General features: G+C 71.6%; 19 protein-coding genes. 11 read left to right on the forward strand and 8 right to left on the reverse strand.

Annotated features, from left to right (window positions below):
• The first annotated feature begins 15 nt into the window (after positions 1-15).
• Positions 16-984: a zinc-binding dehydrogenase gene (locus tag ACRYCC_RS13645; protein WP_433811853.1), complete on the forward strand. Its 969-nt coding sequence runs from the start codon at positions 16-18 to the stop codon at positions 982-984.
• A 124-nt stretch (positions 985-1,108) separates the two neighbouring features.
• On the opposite strand, the gene ACRYCC_RS13650 is transcribed toward ACRYCC_RS13645, so the two are convergent.
• From ACRYCC_RS13650 to ACRYCC_RS13670, 5 genes are all read right to left on the reverse strand, one after another.
• Positions 1,109-1,837, reverse strand: coding sequence for a PadR family transcriptional regulator (locus tag ACRYCC_RS13650; RefSeq protein ID WP_433811855.1), 729 nt, complete (start codon positions 1,835-1,837; stop codon positions 1,109-1,111).
• Entirely contained in the window at positions 1,837-2,655 is an 819-nt protein-coding gene (locus ACRYCC_RS13655) for a DUF4097 family beta strand repeat-containing protein (RefSeq protein WP_433811856.1), read from the reverse strand. Before ACRYCC_RS13655 ends, ACRYCC_RS13650 begins: the two co-directional genes overlap by 1 nt.
• A 154-nt stretch (positions 2,656-2,809) precedes the next feature.
• Positions 2,810-2,989 (reverse strand): DUF6104 family protein, encoded by a 180-nt coding sequence (locus ACRYCC_RS13660; RefSeq protein ID WP_433811858.1) that lies wholly within the window; start codon positions 2,987-2,989, stop codon positions 2,810-2,812.
• 84 nt (positions 2,990-3,073) lie between these two features.
• Complete coding sequence (locus tag ACRYCC_RS13665) at positions 3,074-6,784, reverse strand: multifunctional oxoglutarate decarboxylase/oxoglutarate dehydrogenase thiamine pyrophosphate-binding subunit/dihydrolipoyllysine-residue succinyltransferase subunit (RefSeq protein WP_433811860.1); 3,711 nt, start codon at positions 6,782-6,784, stop codon at positions 3,074-3,076.
• A gap of 168 nt (positions 6,785-6,952) precedes the next feature.
• A complete protein-coding gene (locus tag ACRYCC_RS13670; RefSeq protein WP_433811862.1) occupies positions 6,953-7,624 on the reverse strand; it encodes an AIM24 family protein in 672 nt (223 codons plus the stop codon).
• A 229-nt stretch (positions 7,625-7,853) separates the two neighbouring features.
• On the opposite strand from ACRYCC_RS13670, the gene ACRYCC_RS13675 reads away from it, so the two are divergent.
• From ACRYCC_RS13675 to ACRYCC_RS13690, 4 genes are all read left to right on the forward strand, one after another.
• Positions 7,854-8,597, forward strand: a complete 744-nt coding sequence (locus ACRYCC_RS13675) for a DedA family protein (protein ID WP_433811864.1) — start codon at positions 7,854-7,856, stop codon at positions 8,595-8,597.
• A gap of 295 nt (positions 8,598-8,892) precedes the next feature.
• Entirely contained in the window at positions 8,893-9,792 is a 900-nt protein-coding gene (locus ACRYCC_RS13680) for an SDR family oxidoreductase (RefSeq protein WP_433811867.1), read from the forward strand.
• Complete coding sequence (locus tag ACRYCC_RS13685; RefSeq protein WP_433811869.1) at positions 9,792-10,607, forward strand: enoyl-CoA hydratase/isomerase family protein; 816 nt, start codon at positions 9,792-9,794, stop codon at positions 10,605-10,607. Before ACRYCC_RS13680 ends, ACRYCC_RS13685 begins: the two co-directional genes overlap by 1 nt.
• A gap of 129 nt (positions 10,608-10,736) precedes the next feature.
• Entirely contained in the window at positions 10,737-11,504 is a 768-nt protein-coding gene (locus ACRYCC_RS13690) for a tyrosine-protein phosphatase (RefSeq protein ID WP_433811871.1), read from the forward strand.
• A gap of 112 nt (positions 11,505-11,616) precedes the next feature.
• On the opposite strand, the gene ACRYCC_RS13695 is transcribed toward ACRYCC_RS13690, so the two are convergent.
• The gene (locus tag ACRYCC_RS13695; RefSeq protein ID WP_433811873.1) at positions 11,617-12,483 is read right to left on the reverse strand and encodes a sirohydrochlorin chelatase; all 867 of its coding nucleotides are present in this window, start codon (positions 12,481-12,483) and stop codon (positions 11,617-11,619) included.
• Between the two features lie 210 nt (positions 12,484-12,693).
• Between ACRYCC_RS13695 and ACRYCC_RS13700 the strand changes: the two genes are divergently transcribed.
• The 4 genes from ACRYCC_RS13700 to ACRYCC_RS13715 are packed head-to-tail and all read left to right on the forward strand — an operon-like array spanning position 12,694 to position 16,790.
• Positions 12,694-15,429, forward strand: coding sequence for a sensor histidine kinase (locus ACRYCC_RS13700; protein WP_433811875.1), 2,736 nt, complete (start codon positions 12,694-12,696; stop codon positions 15,427-15,429).
• Entirely contained in the window at positions 15,426-15,842 is a 417-nt protein-coding gene (locus ACRYCC_RS13705) for a roadblock/LC7 domain-containing protein (RefSeq protein WP_433811877.1), read from the forward strand. The genes ACRYCC_RS13700 and ACRYCC_RS13705 overlap by 4 nt, the downstream gene beginning before the upstream one ends.
• A gap of 2 nt (positions 15,843-15,844) precedes the next feature.
• Positions 15,845-16,219: a DUF742 domain-containing protein gene (locus ACRYCC_RS13710; RefSeq protein ID WP_433811879.1), complete on the forward strand. Its 375-nt coding sequence runs from the start codon at positions 15,845-15,847 to the stop codon at positions 16,217-16,219.
• Entirely contained in the window at positions 16,200-16,790 is a 591-nt protein-coding gene (locus ACRYCC_RS13715; RefSeq protein WP_433811881.1) for a GTP-binding protein, read from the forward strand. The genes ACRYCC_RS13710 and ACRYCC_RS13715 overlap by 20 nt, the downstream gene beginning before the upstream one ends.
• A 62-nt stretch (positions 16,791-16,852) precedes the next feature.
• Here ACRYCC_RS13715 and ACRYCC_RS13720 read toward each other — a convergent pair whose 3' ends face one another.
• Both ACRYCC_RS13720 and ACRYCC_RS13725 read right to left on the reverse strand, forming a co-directional pair.
• On the reverse strand, positions 16,853-17,560 hold the full coding sequence (locus ACRYCC_RS13720; RefSeq protein ID WP_433811883.1) for a cupin domain-containing protein: 708 nt from the start codon (positions 17,558-17,560) through the stop codon (positions 16,853-16,855).
• A gap of 60 nt (positions 17,561-17,620) precedes the next feature.
• The gene (locus ACRYCC_RS13725; RefSeq protein ID WP_433811885.1) at positions 17,621-19,747 is read right to left on the reverse strand and encodes a protein kinase domain-containing protein; all 2,127 of its coding nucleotides are present in this window, start codon (positions 19,745-19,747) and stop codon (positions 17,621-17,623) included.
• A gap of 352 nt (positions 19,748-20,099) precedes the next feature.
• Between ACRYCC_RS13725 and ACRYCC_RS13730 the strand changes: the two genes are divergently transcribed.
• Both ACRYCC_RS13730 and ACRYCC_RS13735 read left to right on the forward strand, forming a co-directional pair.
• Positions 20,100-20,687 (forward strand): DUF1707 SHOCT-like domain-containing protein, encoded by a 588-nt coding sequence (locus ACRYCC_RS13730; RefSeq protein ID WP_433811887.1) that lies wholly within the window; start codon positions 20,100-20,102, stop codon positions 20,685-20,687.
• Between the two features lie 177 nt (positions 20,688-20,864).
• Entirely contained in the window at positions 20,865-23,636 is a 2,772-nt protein-coding gene (locus tag ACRYCC_RS13735) for a WD40/YVTN/BNR-like repeat-containing protein (protein WP_433811889.1), read from the forward strand.
• Positions 23,637-23,732 lie beyond the last annotated feature (96 nt).

A 23,732-nucleotide genomic window follows, 5' to 3' on the forward strand; every position in this document is an offset into this window, starting at 1 on the left:
CTCTAGGGTGACGGCATGTTCGCCGTCACCGCCGCACGTATCGACGCAGCCGATCCCCTCGACGGGCTGGAGCTGGGGGAGCGCCCCGAACCGGCCGTCCGGGACGGGTGGACCACCGTCACGGTGAAGGCCGCCTCGCTCAACCACCACGATCTGTGGACGCTCAAGGGCGTGGGGATCCGCCCGGAGCAACTGCCGCTGGTGCTCGGCTGCGACGCGGCCGGTGTGGACGAGGACGGCAACGAGGTCATCGTGCACGCGGTGCTCGGCGATCCCGACCGGGGCGGCGGCGACGAGACCCTGGACCCCAAGCGGTCCCTGCTGTCGGAGGTCCACGACGGCACGTTCGCCGAGCGCCTGACGGTGCCCCGGCGCAACCTGGTGCCCAAGCCCGCGGAGCTGTCGTTCGAGGAGGCGTCCTGCCTGCCGACCGCCTGGCTCACGGCCTACCGGATGCTGTTCGACAAGTCGGGCCTGCAGCCCGGCTCGACCATCCTGGTACAGGGCGCCGGAGGCGGGGTCGCGACCGCCCTCATCGTCCTGGGCAGCGCCGCCGGGTACCGGGTGTGGGCGACCAGCCGGACCGAGGCCAAGCGGGAGCACGCCGTCGGGCTCGGCGCCGCCGCGGCGTTCGAGCCGGGGGCGCGGCTGCCGGAGCGGGTCGACGCGGTCATGGAGACGGTCGGAGAGGCGACCTGGGCGCACTCGGTGAAGTCCCTGCGGCCCGGCGGGCGCATCGTCGTCTGCGGGGCGACCAGCGGCCCGATGCCGCCAGCTGAGCTGACCCGGGTGTTCTTCCTGCAGCTGTCGGTCGTCGGCTCGACGATGGGCACCCGCGACCAGCTGGTACGGCTCGCCCGGTTCTGCGCCACCACGGGAGTGCGCCCGGTGATCGACCGTACGCTCCCGCTGGCCCAGGCACGGGACGGGTTCGCCGCGATGGCCGGGGGCGACGTCTTCGGGAAGATCGTTTTTACCCCGTGACCGTCTTCACTCCCTGACCGTCTTCACTCCCTGATCGTCTTCACTCCCTGACCGTCCCGACCCGGTGATCGCCTTCTCCCGGTGATCGTCTTCGCTCCGTGATCGCCGTCACCGGTCGTCGGCTTCACTCCGCGGGCGGCCGGCGGAAGACCTCTCTGCGCAGCCGTTCGGCGGTCTCCTCCAGCACGGCCTGGGCGGCGGCCAGCTTCTCCCGGTCGAAGTCGGCGCCGTGCGCGGCGCGGCGGACGTCCTCGACGAACTGGCGCAGCGCCCGGTCCAGCTTGAGCGCGGCGACCTCCTCCTGGGAGCCGATCGCGGTCTTCCAGGCGTCCTCCCAGGTGTGCCGCCACTCCTCCTTCCAGGCGCGGCTCTGCTCCTGCCAGTACTCCTTCTGCCGCCGCCACTCCTCCTTCGGCCGCTCGGCGCTCTCCTTCCAGGCGTCCTTGGAGGTCGCACGGCCCTTGCCGCGGATGTCCTTGGCCGCCTGGGTGAGCTCCTCGCGCAGCGAACGCACGGTGTGCCGGACGTCCTCCTGGACCTCACGGGCGAACGACTGGGCCGAGGCGGAGATCTCGTCCTCGAGCTCGGCCAGCTCGTCCATCCGGCGTTCCAGCTCGGCGCGGCCCTTGTCGGTGATCGAGTACACCTTCTTGCCCTTGACGACCTCGTGGGTGACCAGCCCCTCCTCCTCCAGGCGGGCCAGGCGGGGATAGATCGTGCCGGGGGAGGGGGAGTAGATCCCGAGGAACCGGTCCTGAAGCAGCCGGATCACCTCATAGCCGTGCCGGGGGCTCTCCTCCAGCAGCTTCAGCAGGTAGAGCCGGAGCCGGCCATGGCCGAAGACGGGGGCCATCAAACCTCCACATCAGTGCCCGCGAGGGGAGCGGGGTCGGGTCTACTGAGCAGTGTGACGCTGCCGGAGACGGTGTTGACGGACAAACGTCCCGAGCCGTCGCCCAGGGTGCCGGTCACGCCTCTGGACACCGGCCGCTCCGACCGCTGCAGCTCGGGGAAGGCGGTCTCGACCCGGCCGGCCGCCGAGTTCAGGTCGACCTCGGCCGAGGTCGAGACGGGCAGCCGCAGTGCCACCTCGCCGGAGACCGTGTTCACCTGGACCTTGCTGCCCCGGCCCAGCTCGATGTCGGCGGCGATCTTCCCGCTCACCGACCGGGCGGCCAGCCGGTCCAGCGAGCCGCCGGCCAGCGCCAGGTCGCCGGAGAGGGAGTTGAAGCGGACCGTGCCGTCGAGGCCCTGCGTCTCGACGCCCCCCGAGACGGTGTTCGCGTCGATCTGCCCGGTGACGCCGTCGAGGGTGATGTCGCCCGACCCGGTCTTGATGGACGTACGCGCGGACAGGCCGGTGATGACGGCATCGGCGCTCACCAGGTTGAGCTGCACCGGGCATTCGCGCGGCACCATCACCGTGATGGTCACGCTGGTCCGCTCGTGACGCAGCCAGCCGAGCACGCCCTCCAGCACCTCGTGGTTGATGGTGAGCATGCCCGCGTCATGGCTGACCAGCAGCGGACGGCCGGTCACGTCGCCCACGTGGACGGACGGGCGGTCGTCGGTGGCGAGCACGGAGATGCTCCCCGCCACCAGGGTGGCCTTCAGCATGACCACGCCGTCGAAGTCGAGGGTGGTCGGCTCGTCGATCGTCCAACGCGACATCACTTTCGACCTTTCCTGCGGGCACGATCCATGGGGGGCGAAGACGGCTCCCCCTCAAGACGATATATCGCGTTTGGGGAAAGTCAAGATGTATCGCGTCTCAGCGGGCCGTCAGGGGCGGAGTACGGCAGGCCGTCCGCCCGGTGTTCCCGGTTCAGTCCTCTTCGTCGTCGTCCAGCCTGGCCAGCCAGGTGGCCAGCCGCTCGACGGGCGTCTCGAACTCCGGGTTGAGGTCGACGAACTCGCGCAACCGCTCGGCCACCCAGGTCAGGGTGACCTCCTCGGCGCCACGACGCTCTGTCAGCTCCTCAATACCCCGATCAGTGAAGTACATGTTTCTCTCTCCGAAGACGAAACCGCCGTGATCTTGTGCTGCGTCCCGGGGGACGCAGCACAAGATCACGGCGGTGCTGGAGCGTCAGACCTCGCCGAAGAGACGGACGAGCATGTCCTCCTGCTCGGCCTGATGCAGCTTGGCGGACCCCACCGCGGGCGACGAGGAGGCGGGCCGGGTCACCTTGCTGAGCGACCTGCCCTCCAGGTGCTGGGGCAGTACCAGTCCGAAGAAGGGCCAGCCGCCCATGTTCTTCGGCTCGTCCTGCACCCAGACGACCTCGGCGTCCGACGGGTACTTGGCCAGCTCGGCCTTGATCTCGTCGATCGGCGGCGGGTAGAGCCGCTCCACCCGGACGATGGCCGTGTCGGTGGCGCGGGCGGCCTCCCGGCGGGCCACGATGTCGTAGTAGATCTTGCCCGTGGTGAGCAGGACCTTACGGACACCGGCCGGATCGATCGAGCCGGAGTCGGGGATCACCGGCAGGAACTTGCCCGAGGTGAACTCCGACGTCGGCGAGGTCGCCGCCTTGTGCCGCAGCAGCGACTTCGGCGTGAAGACGATCAGCGGCTTGCGCCGCCCCGACCGGATCTGCCACCGCAGCAGGTGGAAGTAGTTCGACGGGGTCGTCGGGTAGGCGACCGTCATGTTGTCCTGGGCGCACATCTGCAGGTAACGCTCGATGCGCGCTGAGGAGTGGTCCGGGCCCTGCCCCTCGTACCCGTGCGGCAGCAGCAGGACGAGCGAGGACCGCTGGCCCCACTTCTGCTCACCGGAGGAGATGAACTCGTCGACGATCGTCTGGGCGCCGTCGGCGAAGTCACCGAACTGGGCCTCCCACAGCACCAGCGCGTCCGGCCGGGTGAGCGAGTAGCCGTACTCGAAGCCCATCGCGGCGAACTCGCTGAGCAGCGAGTCGTGGGCGTAGAACTTCGAGACCCCTTGGCCGAACTGCCGGAGCGGGGAGTACTCCTCGCCGGTCTTGCGGTCCACCAGCACCGCGTGGCGCTGGCCGAAGGTGCCGCGCCGGCTGTCCTGCCCGACGAGCCGTACGGGATGGCCGTCGATCAGCAGGGAGCCGAACGCCAGCAGTTCGCCGGTGGCCCAGTCGATCGCGTTGTCCTCGATCATCTGCGCGCGGCGGGTCAGCATGGGCTGGAGCCGCGGGTGCACGGTGAACCCGTCGGGCAGGTTGAGCTGGGACTCGATGACCCGCTTGACCGTCTCCTCCGGGATCGCCGAGCCGGCCGTGCCGTGGTCGACCGGGATCCGCTCCTCGTCCGCCGGGCGCACCACCGAGCCGGGCTCCAGCGGGCGCTTGACCGCCTCGCGGGTCTCGGCGAAGGCCCGCTCGAGCTGTTCCTGGTAGTCGCGGAGGGCCTGCTCGGCCTCCTCGACCGTGATGTCGCCCCGGCCGATCAGGGCCTCGGTGTAGAGCTTGCGGACCGAGCGCTTGGCGTCGATCAGGTCGTACATCAGCGGCTGGGTGAACGAGGGGTTGTCGGCCTCGTTGTGCCCGCGCCGCCGGTAGCAGACCAGGTCGATCACGACGTCCTTCTTGAACGCCTGCCGGTACTCGAACGCGAACCGGGCGATCCACGCGCACTGCTCGGGGTCGTCGCCGTTGACGTGGAAGATCGGCGCCTGGATCATCCGGGCCACGTCGGTGCTGTACACGCTGGAGCGCGAGTACTCCGGGGCGGTGGTGAAACCGACCTGGTTGTTGACCACCACGTGCACGGTGCCGCCGGTGCGGTAGCCGCGCAGCTGGGACAGGTTGAGGGTCTCGGCGACCACTCCCTGCCCGGCGAACGCCGCGTCACCGTGGATCAGGATCGGCAGCACCGTGAAGCCCGCCTCACCGACGTCCAGGATGTCCTGCTTGGCGCGGACGACGCCCTCGGCGACCGGGTCGACGGCCTCCAGGTGCGACGGGTTGGCCACCAGCGAGGTGCGGATCTTCGCGCCGTCCGGGGCGACGAAGTCGCCCTCGGCGCCCAGGTGGTACTTCACGTCACCGGAGCCCTGGGCGCTGCGCGGGTCGAGGTTGCCCTCGAACTCGCCGAAGATCTGGCCGTAGGACTTGCCGACGATGTTGGCCAGCACGTTGAGCCGGCCGCGGTGGGCCATGCCGATGACGACCTCGTCGAGGTGCCACTCGGCGGCGCTGGTGATCACGGAGTCGAGCAGCGGGATCAGCGACTCGCCGCCCTCCAGCGAGAACCGCTTCTGCCCGACGAACTTGGTCTGCAGGAACGTCTCGAAGGCCTCGGCGCTGTTGAGCCGCCGCAGGATGTGCAGCTGCTCCTCGCGGTCCGGCTTGGCGTGCGGGATCTCGATGCGCTCCTGGATCCAGGCCCGTTCCTCCGGGTCCTGGATGTGCATGTACTCGATGCCGACCGTACGGCAGTAGGAGGCGCGCAGCACCCCGAGGATGTCGCGCAGCTTCATGGTGGCCTTGCCGCCGAAGCCGCCGGTGGCGAACTCGCGCTCCAGGTCCCACAGGGTGAGGCCGTGCTGGAGGATGTCGAGGTCGGGGTGGCGGCGCTGCTTGTACTCCAGCGGGTCGGTGTCGGCCATCAGGTGGCCGCGCACCCGGTAGGCGTGGATCAGCTCGTGCACGCGGGCGATCTTGGCCACGTCGTCGTCGTGGGAGGCGGTGATGTCCTGCACCCAGCGCACGGGCTCGTACGGGATCCGCAGCGCCTCGAAGATCTCGTCGTAGAAGCGGTCCTCGCCGAGCAGCAGCTGGTGGATCCGGCGCAGGAAGTCGCCCGACTGGGCGCCCTGGATGATCCGGTGGTCGTAGGTCGACGTCAGCGTCATGGTCTTGCTGATGCCGAGCCGGGCCAGCGTCTCGGGGTTGGCGCCGGAGTACTCCGCCGGGTAGTCCATGGCCCCGGCGCCGATGATGCAGCCCTGCCCGGGCATCAGCCGCGGCACGGAATGGACCGTGCCGATGGTGCCCGGGTTGGTCAGGCTGATCGTGGTGCCCTGGAAGTCCTCCAGCGTCAGCTTGTTGTTGCGCGCCTTGCGCACGACCTCCTCGTACGCCGCCCAGAACTGGCGGAAGTCGAGGGCCTCGGCGGCCTTGATGCTGGGCACCACGAGCTGCCGCTGCCCGTCGTCCTTCTTGACGTCGATGGCCAGGCCCAGGTTGACGTGCTCCGGCCGGACCAGCATCGGCTTGCCGTCGACCTCGGCGTAGCCGGCGTTCATCTCCGGCATCGCCCGCAGCGCCCGCACGATCGCGTAGCCGAGCAGGTGGGTGAAGGAGACCTTGCCGCCGCGGCCGCGCTTGAGGTGGTTGTTGATCACGATGCGGTTGTCGATCAGCAGTTTGGCCGGCACCGCGCGCACGCTCGTCGCGGTCGGCACCGCCAGGCTGGCCTCCATGTTCGCCACGGTGCGGGCGGCCACGCCCTTGAGGCGCACCTCCTGCGCACCCGGCGGGACCGGTGGCGCGGCCACGGCCGGCTTCGGGGCCTGCTTGGCCGGGGCGGCCTTCGCCGGGGCAGCCTGCTGTGGCGGCACGGCGGGGCCGGCCGGCGTGGCTGTCGGCGGAGCCGCCGCGGGTGCGGCGCCGTTGTTGACCGGCTTCGGCGCGGCGGTGGTGGTGGTCTTCGCGACCGGCCGGGAGTCCGGCTGGTAGTCGGCGAAGAAGTTCCACCAGGCCTGGTCAACGGAGTTCGGGTCTTCGAGGTACTTCTGGTACAGCTCGTCGACCAGCCACTCGTTGGCGCCGAAATCTGGGTGCTTGGGGTCGGCACTTGTACGCGACGACTCTGTCGACACGGCGGAGATCGCCCTCTTCCGCAGCTCGCAAGGGTTTCTGGAATCAGTCAAGGCTACTCGCTGCCCCAGGCCACTGAGGCACACCTCGGTGACAAGAGTGCTCTAGCCCGGTCCATCAAGGATCTTTTCCACATTCGGCCATGATCATATCCAGGCGGTCGTCCCTGCTCAGCTGTGATTGTGCGCCGGAACGGTGGGGCCCTCACTGGCCTGGACAAGTACGAAACCCTGTCCCCGGAAAGCGAGCTGCATGGCCTCGCCGCTGCCCCGGCCGATCAGCGCGCCGGCCTTCATGGTCCGGTTGACGCCGACCTGGAGGCTGTTGCTCCAGCAGACCGCCGACTGGGCGTCCGCGAACGTCGGCGCCCGGCCGGTGTCGAGCAGGACCGGGGTGCCGTGCGCGGTGATCGCCACCCAGCCGGTGCCGGTGATCGTGGTGTTGAACAGGCCTCCGGTGGCGATGCCCGCCCCCTGGACCCGCTGGATGTCCCAGCCGAGGCTCTGGTCGAAGGCCAGCAGGTTGGCGCCGTTGACCGTCAGCGCCTCGTTCTCCAGGTAGAACAGGTGGATGTCGTGCGCGTCGGAGGCGAGGAACAGCAGCCCCTGGCCCCGGCAGCGCATCAGCGGGGTGCCCTCGCCGGTGAGCGCCTTCTTCAGGAACCGGCCGACGCCGCCGGACCCCTCGTAGTCGAAGTCCATCTGGCCCTGGAACGCCACCATGGCGCCCTGGCGCGCCAGCATCTCGCCGTTCAGGTGGACCCGGAGCATCTTGGAGTTCTGCAGGACGAAATGGCCGGGCAACTGCTGCTGCTCCATGTTCCCGAAGAACGAACTACGCACAGGGACCTTCTCTCGCCGGGTTTCGAAGCCGGTCATCTCGGGGGCCGGGTATCCGGCCGGACATCTCGTGGCGGCGGACAACGATAGTGACGGGGCAGGTCGCCCGGTGGTTCCCGGGCGGCGGATCCCCCGGAGGTCGCCGGGGCGATCCGCCGAAGGTCGGATGTAGGGGGCCCGGCGGCATGGATACGATCGATGGGACACAACCGAGCCTCGGGGTGGTGAACAGGTGTCTGGAATCACCGACTTCCTGCTGGGACTCCACGGCCCGGTGATCTATGTGATCGTGGCCGCGCTGGTCTTCGGCGAAGCGGCGCTGTTCTTCGGATTCGTGCTGCCCGGGGAGACCGCGATCGTCGTCGGCGGGGTGCTGGCCAGCCAGGGGCAGGTATCACTTCCCCTGCTGCTGGGCATCGTGGTGGTCGCCGCGGTCGTCGGGGACTCGGTCGGCTACGAGATCGGACGGCGGTACGGTGACCGGCTGCTGCAGACCCGGGCCATGCGTAAATACCAGGGCAAGGTCGGCAAAGCCCAGGATCTGATCCGGCGCCGCGGCCCCTTCGCGGTCTTCATCGGCCGGTTCACCGCGCTGCTGCGGGCGCTGATGCCCGCGCTCGTCGGCAGCTCGAAGATGCCCTACCACCGCTTCCTGGTCTTCAACATCATCGGTGGCGTCATCTGGGGCACCCTGTTCACGCTGGGCGGCTACTACGCGGGAGAGGCCTTCGAGCACACCGCCAAGGTGGTCGGCCGCTGGGCGGCCGCCGCGGTGGCGGTCGTCGCCGTGATCTCCCTGGTGGTGTGGAGCGTCCGCAAGCACCGGCGCGAGGCCTCCGTGGACGGCTCGGTCGCCGACGAGCTCGTCGAGGACGCACTGGCCGAGGCCGGGCTCTCCGGCGCGGAGCCGGCGATCGCCCTGGCGATGACCGAGGCCCTCCCCGCCGAGTCCGCCGCGGCCACGCCCGACGCCTGAGCGCTCGGCGCTCCCCTTTCTCGTCACCCCTTCGCCCGCCGTCGCCGTCGCCGTCGCCATGCGGTGCGCGCTGCCCTGCCCGGCGCTGCCCTGCCCGGGGTTGCCCTGCCCTGCCCGGCCGTGTCCGGCCCGGTGGTTGCGCCGGGGGCCCATACCGAGCGACATTCGGTTAGGTGGTACCACTGGGTGTGATTCAAGGTCGCCGCCTGGCGGCCGGGCCGGTGCTCTGGGGCATGATGCCTACGAGGTCGGTCGATGTGACGATTCGGTCGATGTGACGATGAGGAGACAGGGCATGACGGAACTGCGGTTCGACGGGCGGGTCGCGATCGTCACCGGTGCGGGCCACGGCCTGGGCCGGCAGCACGCGCTCGAGCTCGCCGCGCGGGGGGCGAAGGTCGTCGTCAACGACCTGGGCGGTGACGTCGCCGGCGAGGGAGCCTCCAGCGGGCCCGCGCAGGAGGTCGTCGAGGAGATCAACAAGAACGGCGGCCAGGCGGTCGCCAACGGCGGGAACGTGGCGACCGAGGAGGGCGCGCGTTCCATCGTGCAGAGCGCCCTCGACGCCTTCGGCAAGATCGACATCGTGATCAACAACGCCGGCATCCTGCGCGACAAGTCGTTCCGGAACATGAGCGCCGCCGAGTTCGACGGAGTCATCGCCGTCCACCTGCGCGGCTCGTTCCTGGTCGCCCAGGCCGCGTGGGATCACCTGCGCAACCAGTCGTACGGCCGGATCATCAACACCTCCTCGCCCGCGGGGCTGTTCGGCAACTTCGGCCAGGCCAACTACTCCACCGCCAAGATGGGGCTGGTCGGATTCACCAAGACGCTCGGCATCGAGGGCGCCAAGTACGGCATCAAGGCCAACGCGATCGCCCCGGTGGCCTACACCCGGATGACCTCCGACCTGTTCCCGGCCGAGTTCGCCGACACCCTGGGCGTCGAGAAGGTCACCCCGCTGGTGGTCTTCCTCGCTCACGAGAGCAACGAGTCCACCGGCCAGACCTACACCGTGGGCGGCGGCCGCATCGCCCGCGCCTTCGTCGCGGAGGGGCCGGGCTGGGTCAAGAAGGACGGGCTGAGCGTCGAGGACGTCGCGGAGAACTGGACCGCCATCAACGCCGAGACCCCGTACATCGTGCCGGCCAATCCCGCCGAGCAGATGGGCCCGCTGATCGAGGCCCTCAAGTAATGCCGGACCAGGTCATGCAGAACGTGGTCTTCGAGCGGCGGGACAGGGTGGCGATCATCACCCTGTCCCGCCCGGAGCGGCTGAACGCGGTCAGCCCGGCGATGGTCGAGGAGCTGCACGCGGCCCTCGACGAGCTGGCGGTCGACACCGAGACCTGGGTGGTCGTGCTGACCGGCGCGGGCCGGGGGTTCTGCGCCGGGATGGACATCCAGGGCGGCGATCCCTCCTCCGTCCAGTCGTCCGAGGGCCGGATGCAGCGGATCTTCCGTGGCATCTCCCGGGGCGGGGAGGCGGTGGCCAAGCTGCGGGAGATTCCCCAGCCGGTGATCGGCGCCCTGCACGGCCCGGTCGCCGGCATGGGCATGTCCTTCGCCCTCGCCTGTGACCTGCGGGTGGCCGACCCGACGACGAAGTTCGTCTCCCCGTTCACCAACCTCGGGCTCTCCGGCGGCGACCTGGGGCTGTCCTGGCTGCTGCCCCGGGTGGTCGGCCCGGCGAAGGCCGCCGAGATCCTCTACCGGTCGCAGACCCTGCGGGCCGAACAGCTCTACACCCTCGGCCTGGTCACCGAGATGGCCGACGAGGGCACCGACCTGGACGCCGCGCTGCGGCTCGCCGACGAACTGCTCACCAAGTCGCCGTACGGCCTGCGGCACACCAAGGAACTGCTCAACCTGTCGCTGGACGCACCCGGCCTGCGGCAGCACATGGCGGTCGAGAACCGGACCCAGACGATGGCCTTCTTCACCGAGGACTTCGCCGAGGGGCTGATGGCCGCGGCGGAGAAGCGCGCCCCCAAGTTCAACAACCGCTGAGCCATGCTGTTGACTCGTGGCGTGTCCCCCCGGTCCGCCGGGTTCCCGGGGCACGCCACGAGTCGATGACACGGCCGATCATGCGGGGGCCCGGTCCCGCGCGGGCCGACGACGTACGAGGGGGAGACCGTGGAGCGGGAGATCGCTCTGGAGGGCTGCGCCAACTTCCGCGACGTCGGGGGTTATCCGGCCGACGGCGGTCACATCGCCTGGCGGCGGCTGTTCCGCAGCGACGCGCTGCACGAGCTGACCCCGGCGGACGTGGCCCGGCTGACCGACCTCGGCCTCACGACCGTGATCGACCTGCGCTCGGACTTTGAGCGGGGCCACGACGGGGCGGTGTCCCACCCGCTCGCCGCGGCGGACCCGGAGTCCGTGGCGGTCGCCGAGCGTCGCCAGGTGACCTTCGTCCACGCGCCGATCATCAACGAGGCCAACGGCGCCTTCATGGTCGACGGCGGGCTCAGCCTGGCCCAGCGCTACGCCAAGATCATCGAGGCCACGGGGACCGCGCTGGCCGACACGGTGACCGCGATCGCGGACGCTCCCGGAGCGGCGGTGTTCCACTGTGCGGCCGGCAAGGACCGGACCGGCATGGTGAGCGCCGTCGTGCTCGGCGCGCTCGGCGTCTCCGACGAGGACATCATCGCCGACTACGCGATGACCGGCCGGAACCTGTCCGCCATCGACGCCCGGCTGCGGCGCCACGCGGCGTACGAGAACGCCTACCAGTACGTGCCCCGCGACGCGATGACCGCGGACGACGAGACGATGCGGGATCTGATCGCCCATCTGCGGGCCCGGCACGGCAGCATGACCGCGGTGCTGCGTGACGCGGGTGTCGGCGAGGACGTCCTGGACCGGCTGCGCGCCGCGCTCGTCCGCCCCGGTCCCTGAGCGGCGGACGGGCCGCCGCCCCACCGCCCGTCGTGCCCCCGGCGGCCATGTCCACGCCCGATCGTGCCCGCCGCCGGTCGTCGGAACGGCGGTGCCGGAACGGCGGGGAGTGCTACTCGGCGGCCCAGGCGCGCTCGAGGGCCTCGGCGTAGCGGACGGCGATGAGCTGGACCAGCGCCGGATGAGCGCCGATCGGCTCGGCGCACTCGGTGCCGGCCTCGGCGGCCGCACGGGCGATCAGTCCGGGGTCGGACTCGGGGCCGATCACGCAGGGAGCGAGGGCGACCCTGGCCGAACCCGCGCCGCGCAACTGGGCGGCCGCCGCGGCGACACCGCTGCTGCCGTCGAGCAGGACGGGGAGCACCGGCACGGCCAGCCGGGAGGCGAGCAGCACACTGGTGATCTCGGCATCGCTCACCGCGTTGGGCCCTCCGGTGACGCCGACGATGACGCCGTCCGCGGCGGTGACCATGGTCAGCAGCCGGACCCGGTCGGCGCGGGCCAGCCCGGCCTCGGTGAGCCGCGTGTGCAGTGCCTGCGCGATCACCGGGTGCGGGCCCAGCGGCTGGGCGACCACCGCGGAGACGCTGGCGGGCGTCCCGGCCACCGCCTTGCGCAGGGACTCCTCGAACTCCGGGTGCGGGCCGGTCAGCAGGGGCACCACGACCGCGTTGACGCCGATCTCCTGGCCCGGCGGGGACTCCGCGCCGAGGGCGCCGAGAACGGTCACCAGGCCCTCGGTGTCGTCGCCGAGCTGGACGGTGCGGACGGCGAGGCCCGGGTGTGCCGCCTCGGTGAGCGAGGCGAGGTCGGCGATCACTTGAGCCCCGGCGTTGCCCGAGGCTCCGTGAGCGGCCAGGATGAGGGCCGGCGCGTCGGACGGCACGGCGAACGAGTCTCCGCCGCGATGGCGGCCGCCGGGGCGGGTGCGACGCCGTCGGGCCGGCAGTGGCTGGGGCACATCGTTGTCGGGGGTCACGAGTGAGATCGTAACCCCGTCCCCTCGAGTCTCTCGGACACCTTGGGACTTAACGGCCGTCGGCCGCGGTGAACGACGGCCGGAGTGCAACGAATAACACCCGATATCGGAAGAAGATCACCGTAATCGAGTTGTTGCGTAGTACCATCCAGCTCTCTCCCGCTCGCGCTGCGCACTCGGGAGTCCCCCATATCCGTCCCGCGAGGTGTGATGGCGTCCCGCCAGCAGTCGATCAAAGTAAAGATCATCCTGTTGCTGGTCGTGCCACTGGCAGCTCTGCTGATGCTGTGGGTTTTCGCGGCGAGCAGCAGCTTCGGTGACACCATGCTCCTGCTGAAGGCCAAGAGCGTGGACAGCAAGGTCATCCGGCCCACCCAGGCCCTGATCACCGCGCTCCAGAGCGAACGGCGGCTGTCCCTCGCGGCTCTGGGCGCCGGCCACGAGACGGACCGTTCGGCGCTGGCGGCACAGCGGAACCAGACCAACGCGGCCCGCGCCGCCTTCCAGCGCGAGGTTACCGACGACGGCCTGCGCGACGGCCTCTCCGCCGACCTGACGGGGCGGATGGACGGTCTCTCCGGCCGTCTCGGCCAGCTCGACGCCCTGCGCGGGGCGGTCGACATCACGGGCATCGCCCGGCCCGCCGCACTCAGCGAGTTCGACTCGATCATCGACGCGGCCTTCGCGATCTACAACGCGGTGTCGACCGGCAACGCGGAGATCGCGCGGGATGTCCGGACCCTGACCTCGCTCGGCCGGGCCAGGGAGCTGCTCTCCCGCGAGGACGCCCTGGTCACCGGGGCGCTGGCCGCCCGCCGGATCACTCCGGCCGAGCACGACGCGATCGCCCAGCTCGTCGGCTCCCAGCGGTTCCAGTACACCGAGACCGTCCCCCTGCTGGCCGCGGCGGACCGGGCCCGCTTCCAGGCGTTCATGCAGTCCCCGGAGTTCCTGCGGTTCCGGGCGCTCGAGGACTCGCTCGTGCGCGGCGGCAGGACCGAGCGGCCGCCCGCGCAGGCGGGCGCGTGGGACACGGCGGCCACGCAGATCCTGCACCGGTTCAACGAGCTGGGGCTGCTGGCGACCGACAACACGGCCGAGCGGGCGCGCAGCATCGCCGTCGGCGTGCTCATCCGGCTCGGCCTCACCGGCGGGCTGGGGCTCCTCGCGCTCGTCGCCTCGGTCGTCATCGCCGTCCGCATCGCCCGCAAGGTGATCGGTGAGGTCAGGACCCTGTCCGGCGTGGTCGAGGACTTCACCACCCAGCGGCTGCCGGAGCTCGCCGAGCGGTTGCGGCAGGGCGAGCCGATCGAGGAGGGCGAGAACTACCCGGAGATGGCCTTCGGCATCAGCGAGATCGACCGGCTCTCCGACGCCTTCGACGACGCCCGGCGGGCCGTCGTGGCCGGAGCCCGCGGTGAGGCCGCGGCCCGTAAGGGCGTCAGCGAGGTCTTCGTCAACCTGGCCCGTCGCAACCAGGCTCTGCTGCACCGCCAGCTCGGGCTGCTGGACGCCATGGAACGACGGGTCGAGGATCCGCAGGACCTCGACGAGCTGTTCCGGCTCGACCATCTCGCGACCTGCATGCGGCGGCACGCGGAAGGGCTGGTCATCCTGGCCGGCCGGACCGCCGGCCGGACCTGGCGCACCCCAGTCCCGCTCATCGACGTGGTCCGGGGCGCCGTCGCCGAGGTCGAGGACTACACCCGGGTACAGGTGCTGCCCATGCCGCGCGCCGCCCTGACCGGTACGGCCGTGGCCGACACCATCCACCTGCTCGCCGAGCTCATCGAGAACGCCGCGATGTTCTCCCCGCCGCACGCGCCCGTCCAGGTGACCGGTCACGCCGTGCCCAACGGGTTCGCCGTGGAGATCGAGGACCGCGGGCTGGGCATGACCCCGGACCTGATGGCCGAGCTCAACGGTCGGCTCGCTGAGGCGCCCGAGTTCGACCTGTTCGACAGCGCGCGGCTCGGCATGTTCGTCGTCGCCCGGCTGGCCCACCGGCACGACGTCCAGGTCGCGCTGCGTCCGTCGCCGTACGGCGGGACCACCGCCATCGTGCTCATCCCCGGCACGCTCATCGTCAGCGAGAACCTGGTCGTCCCGGCACCGATGGCCGAGGTGGCCGACGGCGCGGAGGGCCTGAAGTCCATCTCGGTGGCGCCGGAACCGGTGCAGGCCGTCGACGCGGCCGACTCCACGGTGCCGTCGTTCATCATCGACGCCGCCCGCAGGCAGGAGCCGGGCGCGCCCGCGGACCGTGTGTCCGGGGACGGCGCGCCACCGGACCGTACGGCTCCCGGCCGCGCCCCGGACCCGGCCGCCGGTGCGTTCGCGGAGCGCGCGCCGGTGAGCCGTAGGCCCGTGGAGAGCGTGCCGGGGGATCCCTCCGGAGCCGAGGCGGGCACCCATCTGGGCATGCCCCGCCGCAGGCGCAAGGCCGCCCGTCCACCCGGTGAGCCGGCCCCGGCCGGCTTCGACGCCGATGTGCGGGCCGGCGCCGAGGCGGCCACGGCGGGCACCTGGGCCGGTGCCCAGGAGAGCGCTCCGGCGGCGCCCGCGGCACCCGCGCCCGGGGCCTCGCCCGCAGCCGCACCCGGGGCTTCGCCCGCGGCCGCACCCGCGGCCACGACCGGGGGCGCCGGGGACGGTCAGGACACCCACCTGGGGATGCCCCGGCGGACCCGGCAGGCCAGTCTGGCCCCACAACTGCGCAGCGACTCATGGGAGCCTACGGAAGATGAAGTGAAAAACGATTCGGGGTCTGATCGATCACCCGAAGCGCTACGCGCGAGAATGGCCGCCATGCAGAGCGGCTGGCAGCGAGGACGCAGCGTCGCCGACGCGACGACCGATCCGGCGGCCGAGCGGCCGGACGGCCGGACGTCGGAGGTCCCGGTGGGACCGGCGGTACGACCGGCGAAAGAGGAGGACACCCCATGACAGAGGTATCGAGCCCGACCGGCGAGCTGAACTGGCTACTCGACGGGCTGGTCGACAGGGTGGCGCACGTACGCCATGGGCTGGTGCTCTCCAGCGACGGCCTGCGGATCGCCTCTTCCCGCGGGCTGAGCCGGGAGGACGCCGAGCACCTGGCGGCGGTCGCCTCCGGCTTCCAGAGCCTGGCCCGGGGCGCCGGACAGCAGTTCGGCGGCGGCTCGGTCCGGCAGACGATCGTGGAGATGGAGTCGGCCTTCCTGTTCGTGACGGCGGCGGGCCAGGGCGCGTGTCTCGCGGTCCTGGCCGGCGCCGACGCGGACGTCGGGGTCATCGCCTACGAGATGGCAATGCTCGTCACCAGAGTCGGCCGCCATCTTTCGGCGCACCCACGGACCGTCGAGCGTGGCGGTGAGTGAGGATGGCGTCGCCGGAGCACGAGTGGATAGACGAGGCGGCCGGCCCGGTCGTACGTCCCTACGCGGTGACCGGCGGCCGGACCGAGCACGGTGCCGGTGAATTCGACCTGATCGCCATCGTCGAGACAGCCGACGTTCCGTTGCCCGACGCCCTGGTGCTCGGACCCGAGCAGGAGCGCATTCTGGTGCTCTGCCTGGCTCCGCTGTCAGTGGCCGAGGTCGCGGCGGAAATGGACCTCGCCGTGGGCGTCGTCCGGGTGCTGCTCGGCGATCTGCTCGACGACGGCCTCATCCTCGTACGTCAGCCCGCGCCGGTGGCTCAGTTCCCCAGCGTGGGCGTGCTCAAGGAAGTGATCGATGGACTCCATGCGCTCTGACCCGGGCGCCTCGCTCGCGGTCAAGATTCTGATCGCCGGCGGCTTCGGTGTCGGCAAGACAACCTTCGTCGGCTCCGTCAGCGACATCCGCCCGCTCCGTACGGAGGAGCGGCTCACCGAGAAGAGCATCGGCGTCGACGACACGGCGTTCGTCGAGCAGAAGACGACGACGACCGTGGCGATGGACTTCGGCCGGGCCTCGCTGCGTACCGGGCTCAGCCTGTATCTGTTCGGCACGCCGGGCCAGGACCGGTTCTGGTTCATGTGGGACGAGCTCGCCCAGGGGGCCCTCGGCGCGATCGTGCTGGTGGACACCCGCCGGCTGGGCGACTGCTTCGCCTCCATCGACTACTTCGAGCGGCGCGGGCTGCCCTTCATCATCGCGGTGAACTGCTTCGACGGGGCGGTCCGCGTCGATCCCAGGGACGTGCGGATCGCGCTGGACCTGGAACCCGACGTGCCGATCGTGCTGTGCGACGTGCGGCAGAAGGAGTCGGCCAAGCAGGCCCTGATCACGCTGGTCGAGCACGTCATGAGCTCGATCAGCCGCCGCTCGGCCCCGGTGTCCTGACCGGGCCGGGGCAGACCACCTGTGCTGGCAGGCCGTCCCGGACCACCGGCTTCCAGGAGCATTCAGACCACTCGGAAGTCGGCGAAGTCGAAGCCCGGTGAGACCACGCAGCTGACGAGGACCTCCTCGTCGGCTGCGGGCCGGGCGGCCTGCCACACCCCCGCCGGGACCAGCGCCTGCGGCCGCTGGCCCCGCTCGACCCCGGGACCCAGCGTGACGGTCCGCAGGCCGTCGTCGCCCGTCCGCGCCGGGCTCCCGCCGTCGCCGCCGAGCAGGAGCGTCAGCGGGCCGCCGCGATGCCAGAACCACATCTCGTCCGAGCGGACCAGGTGCCACACCGACTCCTCGCCGGGCGGCAGCAGGAAGTAGATGCCGGTGGCGCTGACCCGCTCGCCCGGATAGCCCGGCGGGGTGAACCGCGGACGGGTCGCCCAGGTCTCCCGGTACCAGCCGCCCTCGGGATGCGGCAGCAGGTCCAGGCTGTCGGCCACGGGCGGGCGGCGGAGCAGTGCCACATGCCGGCCCTCGGGACTCCGGCGGGCGTACCGCACCTCCGCGACCTGCCCGCGGTCGATGACGCCCGCCGGGGGCGGCACCGGGTCCAGGGTCAGCACGATGGCCTGCTCGCCGGACTGGCCGCCGCCGGCGAACATCTCGTCGGCGATGGCCAGCGCGGACTTCTCATCGGGTGCCCAGGCGGAGTCGTCACCGAGCACGAACCGCTCCTCGGTCCGGGTCCGCCAGGCGTCGAGCGTGGTCAGCAGCAGCATCCGTCCAGCCTAGCCAGGCCGATCTTGCCGGGCGGCGGCGGCACTCGGTCGAACGGGTGCTCAGTACCAGTCCGGATGACCGATGTCCCGGTCCTTGGGGGCGATGCACAGTTCGTCCTTGCCGTTCGCCCGGACCGCCCAGATCTTCGGATGCTGGGTGCTGCCCCGCACGAAGGCGATCCAGGTTCCGTCCTTCGACCAGTTGGGGTCCATGTCCCGGGTGGCGTCCGGGGTGAGCTGCGTCTTGCCGGAACCGTCGGCACCGATGACCCAGATGTGCCGGTCGTCCTTGTTCGGCTGGTCGGTGTAGGCGATCTTCGAGCAGTCCGGCGACCACGCCGGGTCGTTGACGCTGTGGTCCTCGTGGGTCACCTGGGTCCATGCGCCGCCCGCCGTCGCGGCGTCGGTGGTGTAGATCTGCTGGGTGCCGCCCTTGTCACTCCAGAACGCCAGCTTGCTCCCGCACCAGGCCGGGTCGTCCTTGTTCGAGCCGTCGGTGGTGATCTGCTTCGGGGACCCGGGGGCACCGAGGTCGAACACGAAGATCTGGCTCACCGAGCCCTGTTTGCCCATGCCCGCGATCCGCGTGCCGTCCTTCGACCAGGCCACCCGGGTCTTCCCGGCGAGCCTGTCGCTGATCATGCGGGGGGCGGACGCGTCCGCGTTCATGACCCAGAGCTCGGCGCCGGGGTCCGTGAAACGGGTGAAGGCGATGCGCTGGTGGTCCGGAGACCACTGGGGGAGGATGTCGCACTTTCCCGGGGCGTCGAGCAGCACCGTGGGCGTGGTCGCCATCGGCTTCAGCAGGCCGATGTTCCCGTAGCAGTCCTTGGGCCAGCCGGGCCGTGTGTCGACCCGGACCAGGAGCGGGTCCGCCGGCAGGGCAGCGGGTCCCGCGGACGCCTGGCCGGAGCTCTTGGGGGTGGGCGTGCCGCCCGAGGTGAGGATCAGCCCGCCGGTGACCAGGCCGGCGGCGAGGATCGCCGCGACGGCGGCGGCCAGCAGCGCGCGCCGCCTGCCCTGGCCCGGCGGTCTGAACGGCGGAGCCCCCGCAGGGTGCCCATGGGGCGGTCCGGCCGGCAGGGTGGGCGCCCCGACCAGGTTGGTCGGGGCCGCCTCGTAGCCCGGCCCGCCCTGGAGCGGATCGGTGCGCGCGGACCCGTACCCGGGCGATGCCTGCCCCGAAGCGGGCGTCGGCGCCGAGGAGGGCACCGGGTACGGCGCCGGAACGCCGGGGGAGGACGGCCGCCTCGCCTGGGTCGGCTCCTCGGCGGGCCGCGTCTCATCCTGCGCCCCGGGGGGGACCGGCGGCTGCCAGGAGGGGGTAAGGGTGCCCAGCACCGCGGCTTCGGCGCTCTCCCCGCCGACCATGGTGAGCAGCAGGTCCTTGGCGCTCGGGCGGTTGCGCGGGTCCTTGTCCAGGGCCGACCGCACCAGCCGGTCCAGCGGGGCCGGCAACACCCCCACCTGCGGGTCGCCGTGCAGCAGCCGGGCCGACATGACCGAGAAGTCGCCACGGCCGAACGGGTTGATGCCGTTCGCGGCGTACGCGACCAGGCACCCCCAGGAGAAGATGTCGACCGCCGTGGTCACCGGCTGCTGCAGGATCTGCTCCGGTGCCATCCAGCCGGGGCTGCCGACCAGCTGCCCGGTCATCGTGTGGTTGGTGGCCGCGTCCAGCGCGCGGGCGATCCCGAAGTCGATGACCCGGGGCCCGGAGTAGGACAGCAGCACGTTGGCGGGCTTGAGATCGCGGTGGATCAGCCCGGCGGAGTGGATGGCGACCAGCGCCGCCGCCACCCCGACCGCCACCCCCTGCAGCATTCCCGGGGACAACTGGCCGTTCTCGTTGACGTACTCCAGCAGCGAGACCCCGTCGATGAACTCCGTCACCATGTAGGCGCGGCCGTCGGACTCGCCGTGGTCGAGCACCTGGGCGGTGCAGAAGGAGGCCACCCGCTGGGCGTTGGCCACCTCGTCCTGGAAGCGCGCGACGAAGCCCGCGTCCCGGGCGAGCTCGGACCGGACCACTTTCACCGCGACCTTACGGCCGTCCGGGGCGCGGCCGAGGTATACGGCGCCCATGCCACCCTCGCCGATCCGCCCGAGGATCGTGTACGACCCCACGCGCTCTGGATCCTGGGGCAGCAGGGGGCCCGCCGCCCCCGCACGCCGCTGACTTTCCACCCGCAGGTCACCTCTCCACGCCAGTCTGATTTGACCGTATTGTCGCGGGTTTTACGCCGCTAGTCGCTGCATGCCGCGGATACGGCTTGTAGTCGTTATCAAAGGATGAACCGGTCGTCCTGTCCAGGCGTCCTTCGAGGATCTATGACGTAGCCGGAGGCCATGGAGTTCGGCACGCGGCCCGCCGGCGGGTTCGGTGACGGTTCGGCCACGCCCCGCACGGGTCCGGCGCCGGGCTCGGTGCCCGTGCGCCGGGCGTGTCCGCCGCCACCCTCTCGAAATCCGAGTGAAGTCGAGTTAAGATACATCGCGAGTCCGGGTGGAGTGCCCGGACCCGGCGAGGTGGAGTGCCATGGACGTCGAGCAGGGGAATGCGCCGGTCATCCGTGCCTCGGACCGGGAGCGGGACGCCGCGCTGCAGCGGCTGCAGGTCGCCTTCGGGGAGGGACGGCTGACCGACGAGGAGTTCGACGAGCGGATGCGGGCGGCACTGGCCGCCCGGACCCACCGCGATCTGGACGTGCTGTTCACCGATCTCCCGGCGGACGCCGGAACGGACGCCGCGGCCGCCTCCCGGACCGCTCCGCCGGTGGCGGGACGCCCGGTCGGCCGCTTCCAGGTCGCCTACAAGAACTCGGTACGGCGCGGCGGACGCTGGCGGGTGCCCGAGCGCTACAGCGCCCTGATCTACAAGGGCCACTGCCGGCTGGACCTGCGGGCAGCGGAGCTCGACGGTCCCGTCACGACCATCTTCGTGGTGGCCTACAAGTCGGATGTGGAGATCATCGTCCCGCCGGGGGTCCGGGTGGAGCTCAGCGGCTTCGGCGCCTCCGCCGAGGTGCACACCGACCCCGCCCCGAACGCGCCGACCGTCGTCGTCCGCGGTTTCGCCTACAAGGGCTCCGTGGACACCCGGACCAGTCCCTCGGAGTCCCGATAGCCCTTTCCCCAAATGTCGCACTCTGGCAACCGATTTTTGTGGCGGTATGGGATGGTCTGCGAGACGATTTGCTGTTGATCAAGCAGACGTGCCACGGCGATCAGGGCCGGCGCGCTTTCATGGACGCAAAGGCCTCCTCACGGGGAGGTTCGGTGGGGAGGGCGGCGTAGCGTGAGCGTGACAGACCAACAGGAGGGACTCGGTCCTCCAGCGCTGCGCGGCGCTCAGCAGGAGCCCTCGCAGGCCGCGTCGGCCGCCCTCCGCAGATCTCCGGTGCCCGCACGGGTCACCGAGATCAGGGCACCGTTGCTGCGCAACGCTTCGCCGTGGCAGCGTTCCCTGGCGGTCTGGCAGGCGGCCGGCATCGACTGGACCCACCCCGGCACCGTCACCCACCCCGGCACCGAGACCGAGAACGGCACGGGTCTTGCCACCGAGACCGAGAACGGCACGGGTCTTGCCACCGAGACCGAGACGGGCACCGACAACGGCACGGGCACCGAGACCGGCACGAGCACCGGCACCCGCGGTGGCGATGCCGTCGAGAGCGACGCCGACAGTGCCGTCGACAGGAACGCCGACAGGGACGCAGGCGGCGCCACCGGCGGCGGTCCGGTGCCCGCGAAAAAGCGGCCGGCGGCGGAGGGCGCCGGGCCACGACGCCGGAGTTCGCGCCTCGGGCGCGCGCTGCCGATCGCCCTCTCCGTGCTGCTGGTGGCGGCCGCGGTGACGTACGCCCTGCTGAGCGGGGACGAGAAGCACGCACCGAAGACGCCGGTCGCGGTCACCGCCGACCCGATGTTCGCGCTGGACCCGGCCGCGACCACCGACGGCCGGGTGCAGGAACTCACCGGTGTCGCGGCGGCCGGCTCGACCGTGGTGGCGATCGGTTCGGAGCAGGGGGTGCCCCCGCGCAGCCGGTTCGTCACGTCGGCGGACGGCGGGCGCAGCTGGCAGGTCGCGCCGGTGCGCGCGCCGGACGGCGACGAGCCGGCACCGGGACAGGTGCCCAGCAGGATCACCGGCGGCGCCGGCGGCTGGCTGGCCCTCGGCGGCACGGCCGTCTGGACCAGCCGCGACGGCCGTGCCTGGATCCGCCGGCCCGATGTGCCGGTCTCGGTGCTCGGCCCGTCCGACCAGGTGTACGGCTTGGTGCGGACGGCCTCGGGCTTCCTCGCGGTCGGGGTCACCGGCACGGCGGGCAAGACCCAGGGGGTCGTCTGGACCACCGCGGACGGCGAAACCTGGCAGCGCAGCGGGGCGGACCGCCTCGGGCTCGGCGCCGTGACGGCGATCGACCGGGTCGCGGCCAAGGGCGACACCGTGATCGTCCGCGGCACCGCCGCGCGGACCGTCACCAAGACCGTGAAGAAGAAGGGCAAGAAGAGGAGGAAGGTCTCCAGCACCGTCCTGTCGGGTGCGTTCTGGCGGTCGGCCGACGGCGGGCGCAGCTGGAGCGCGGTGAACGTCCCGCAGCCCGCCGGTGCCCTCGCCACTCCCGTCCGCCTGGTCTCCGGCCCCGGGGGGTTCGTCGGCGTGTGGGAGGTCTCCCGCACGGCGGGCTCCAAGAAGCGCCAGAAGACGGTGCGTTCCGCGGTGCTCGTCACCTCACCGGACGGGACGACCTGGTCGGAGACGGGTCAGATCGGGCAGCCCGACTATGCCGGGCTGGACCGGTTCGGTGGTTCGGACACCGGCCTGTCGGCGTTGATGCGGACCACCGGCGGGAAACCGGTCGTGCTGCGCAGCACCGACGGCCGGACCTGGCAGCGGCTCGGTGACGGCCTGTTGTCGCCCGAGCTGGCAAAGAACCTCACCGGACTGGCCGTGCTGCCGTCGGCGACCGTCGTGGCCGGCCGGCAGGGCACCGGAGACGCCTACCTGTCGGTGCTCGGCGGAGGCGGGGACGTCGACCTGAGGAAGATCCCGGGCATGGTCCATCCGGACCGCACGGTCGCCGCGCTGGCCACCTCCGGCGTGCAGACCGTCGCGGTGGGAAGCGGCAACGGCGACGCCGCGGTGTGGACCACGGCGGACGGCCGGACCTGGCAGCGCGCGCCGATCCCCCGGGGCACCGGCCCGCGGCGGCTCAGCGCGGCCGTGCACGGCCCGAAGGGCTGGGTGGTGGTCGGATCCTCCGGCGGCGGGTCCGGATCCGCGGGCGCCGTGCCCGCGCAGCCGCTGGTCCTGACCTCCGGCGACGGAGCCGGCTGGCAGCCGGCCGCCGGGTTCCCGGGCGGTGACGACGTCGTGCCCGCCGCGGTGACGTACGGTCCGGCCGGTTACGTCGTGGTCGGCAAGGCGGGCGGAAAGCCGGCCGCGTGGTGGTCGGCCGATCTCAAGACCTGGCAGCGGGCCTCGGGCGACCTGGCCGACGGCCGGTGGATGAGCGACGTCACGGCGACGGCCACGGGCTACGTCGCGGTGGGCGGCGGCCGGGCCGGTGCGGGGGCCGGCGCGCAGCCGGCCGGATGGACCTCCGCGGACGGGAAGAAGTGGACCGCCGCGGCGCCGGTCGCGCCGCCGCCCGGGGCGGCCACGGCCGCCTTCTCCCGGGTCCTCGCGCGGGGTGCGGAGCTGGTGGCCGTGGGATCGGCGACGGCGGGCGGCCGGCCGCAGGTCGTCGCGGCGGTCTCGGCCGACGGGGGCCGGCAGTGGCAGCCCCGGCTGCTGCCGGGAGACGGGGAGTTCACCTCCGCGACGCCGACCGGCAAGGGCTTCCTGGTGGCCGCGGTGACGGGCGCCCCCGGGCGTACCGATGTCGTGCTCTACGGCTCGGCGGACGGGCGTGCCTGGCAGCGGAGCCGGCCGCACGGAAACGGCCTGGACGGGCATGGCGCGCAACGGCTGACCGCACTGACCACGGTCGGTGCGGATCTGCTCGCCGTGGGCGTCAGCGGGGACCACCTGGGTGACACGACCACGTTGTGGCGCACCCAGGTGCCCTGATCCTGCTGTGATCCTGTTCTGATTCGTGATGTCGTGCGTGGAGCGGGTCCCCCGAGGAACAGCTGCAAGACCAAGGCCCCAGGGTCATGATCTTGC

This window comes from Actinomadura scrupuli, assembly GCF_050971785.1.
Taxonomy (GTDB): Bacteria; Actinomycetota; Actinomycetes; order Streptosporangiales; family Streptosporangiaceae; genus Actinomadura_E; species Actinomadura_E scrupuli.

What these genes read in the sequence shown, in the direction of transcription:
- ACRYCC_RS13645 (WP_433811853.1), top strand. Translation starts at nt 16, where the DNA reads ATGTTCGCCGTCACCGCCGCACGTATCGACGCAGCCGATCCCCTCGAC.
- ACRYCC_RS13650 (WP_433811855.1), bottom strand. Translation starts at nt 1,837, where the DNA reads ATGGCCCCCGTCTTCGGCCATGGCCGGCTCCGGCTCTACCTGCTGAAG.
- ACRYCC_RS13655 (WP_433811856.1), bottom strand. Translation starts at nt 2,655, where the DNA reads ATGTCGCGTTGGACGATCGACGAGCCGACCACCCTCGACTTCGACGGC.
- ACRYCC_RS13660 (WP_433811858.1), bottom strand. Translation starts at nt 2,989, where the DNA reads ATGTACTTCACTGATCGGGGTATTGAGGAGCTGACAGAGCGTCGTGGC.
- ACRYCC_RS13680 (WP_433811867.1), top strand. Translation starts at nt 8,893, where the DNA reads ATGACGGAACTGCGGTTCGACGGGCGGGTCGCGATCGTCACCGGTGCG.
- ACRYCC_RS13685 (WP_433811869.1), top strand. Translation starts at nt 9,792, where the DNA reads ATGCCGGACCAGGTCATGCAGAACGTGGTCTTCGAGCGGCGGGACAGG.
- ACRYCC_RS13700 (WP_433811875.1), top strand. Translation starts at nt 12,694, where the DNA reads ATGGCGTCCCGCCAGCAGTCGATCAAAGTAAAGATCATCCTGTTGCTG.
- ACRYCC_RS13705 (WP_433811877.1), top strand. Translation starts at nt 15,426, where the DNA reads ATGACAGAGGTATCGAGCCCGACCGGCGAGCTGAACTGGCTACTCGAC.
- ACRYCC_RS13710 (WP_433811879.1), top strand. Translation starts at nt 15,845, where the DNA reads ATGGCGTCGCCGGAGCACGAGTGGATAGACGAGGCGGCCGGCCCGGTC.
- ACRYCC_RS13715 (WP_433811881.1), top strand. Translation starts at nt 16,200, where the DNA reads ATGGACTCCATGCGCTCTGACCCGGGCGCCTCGCTCGCGGTCAAGATT.
- ACRYCC_RS13720 (WP_433811883.1), bottom strand. Translation starts at nt 17,560, where the DNA reads ATGCTGCTGCTGACCACGCTCGACGCCTGGCGGACCCGGACCGAGGAG.
- ACRYCC_RS13730 (WP_433811887.1), top strand. Translation starts at nt 20,100, where the DNA reads ATGGACGTCGAGCAGGGGAATGCGCCGGTCATCCGTGCCTCGGACCGG.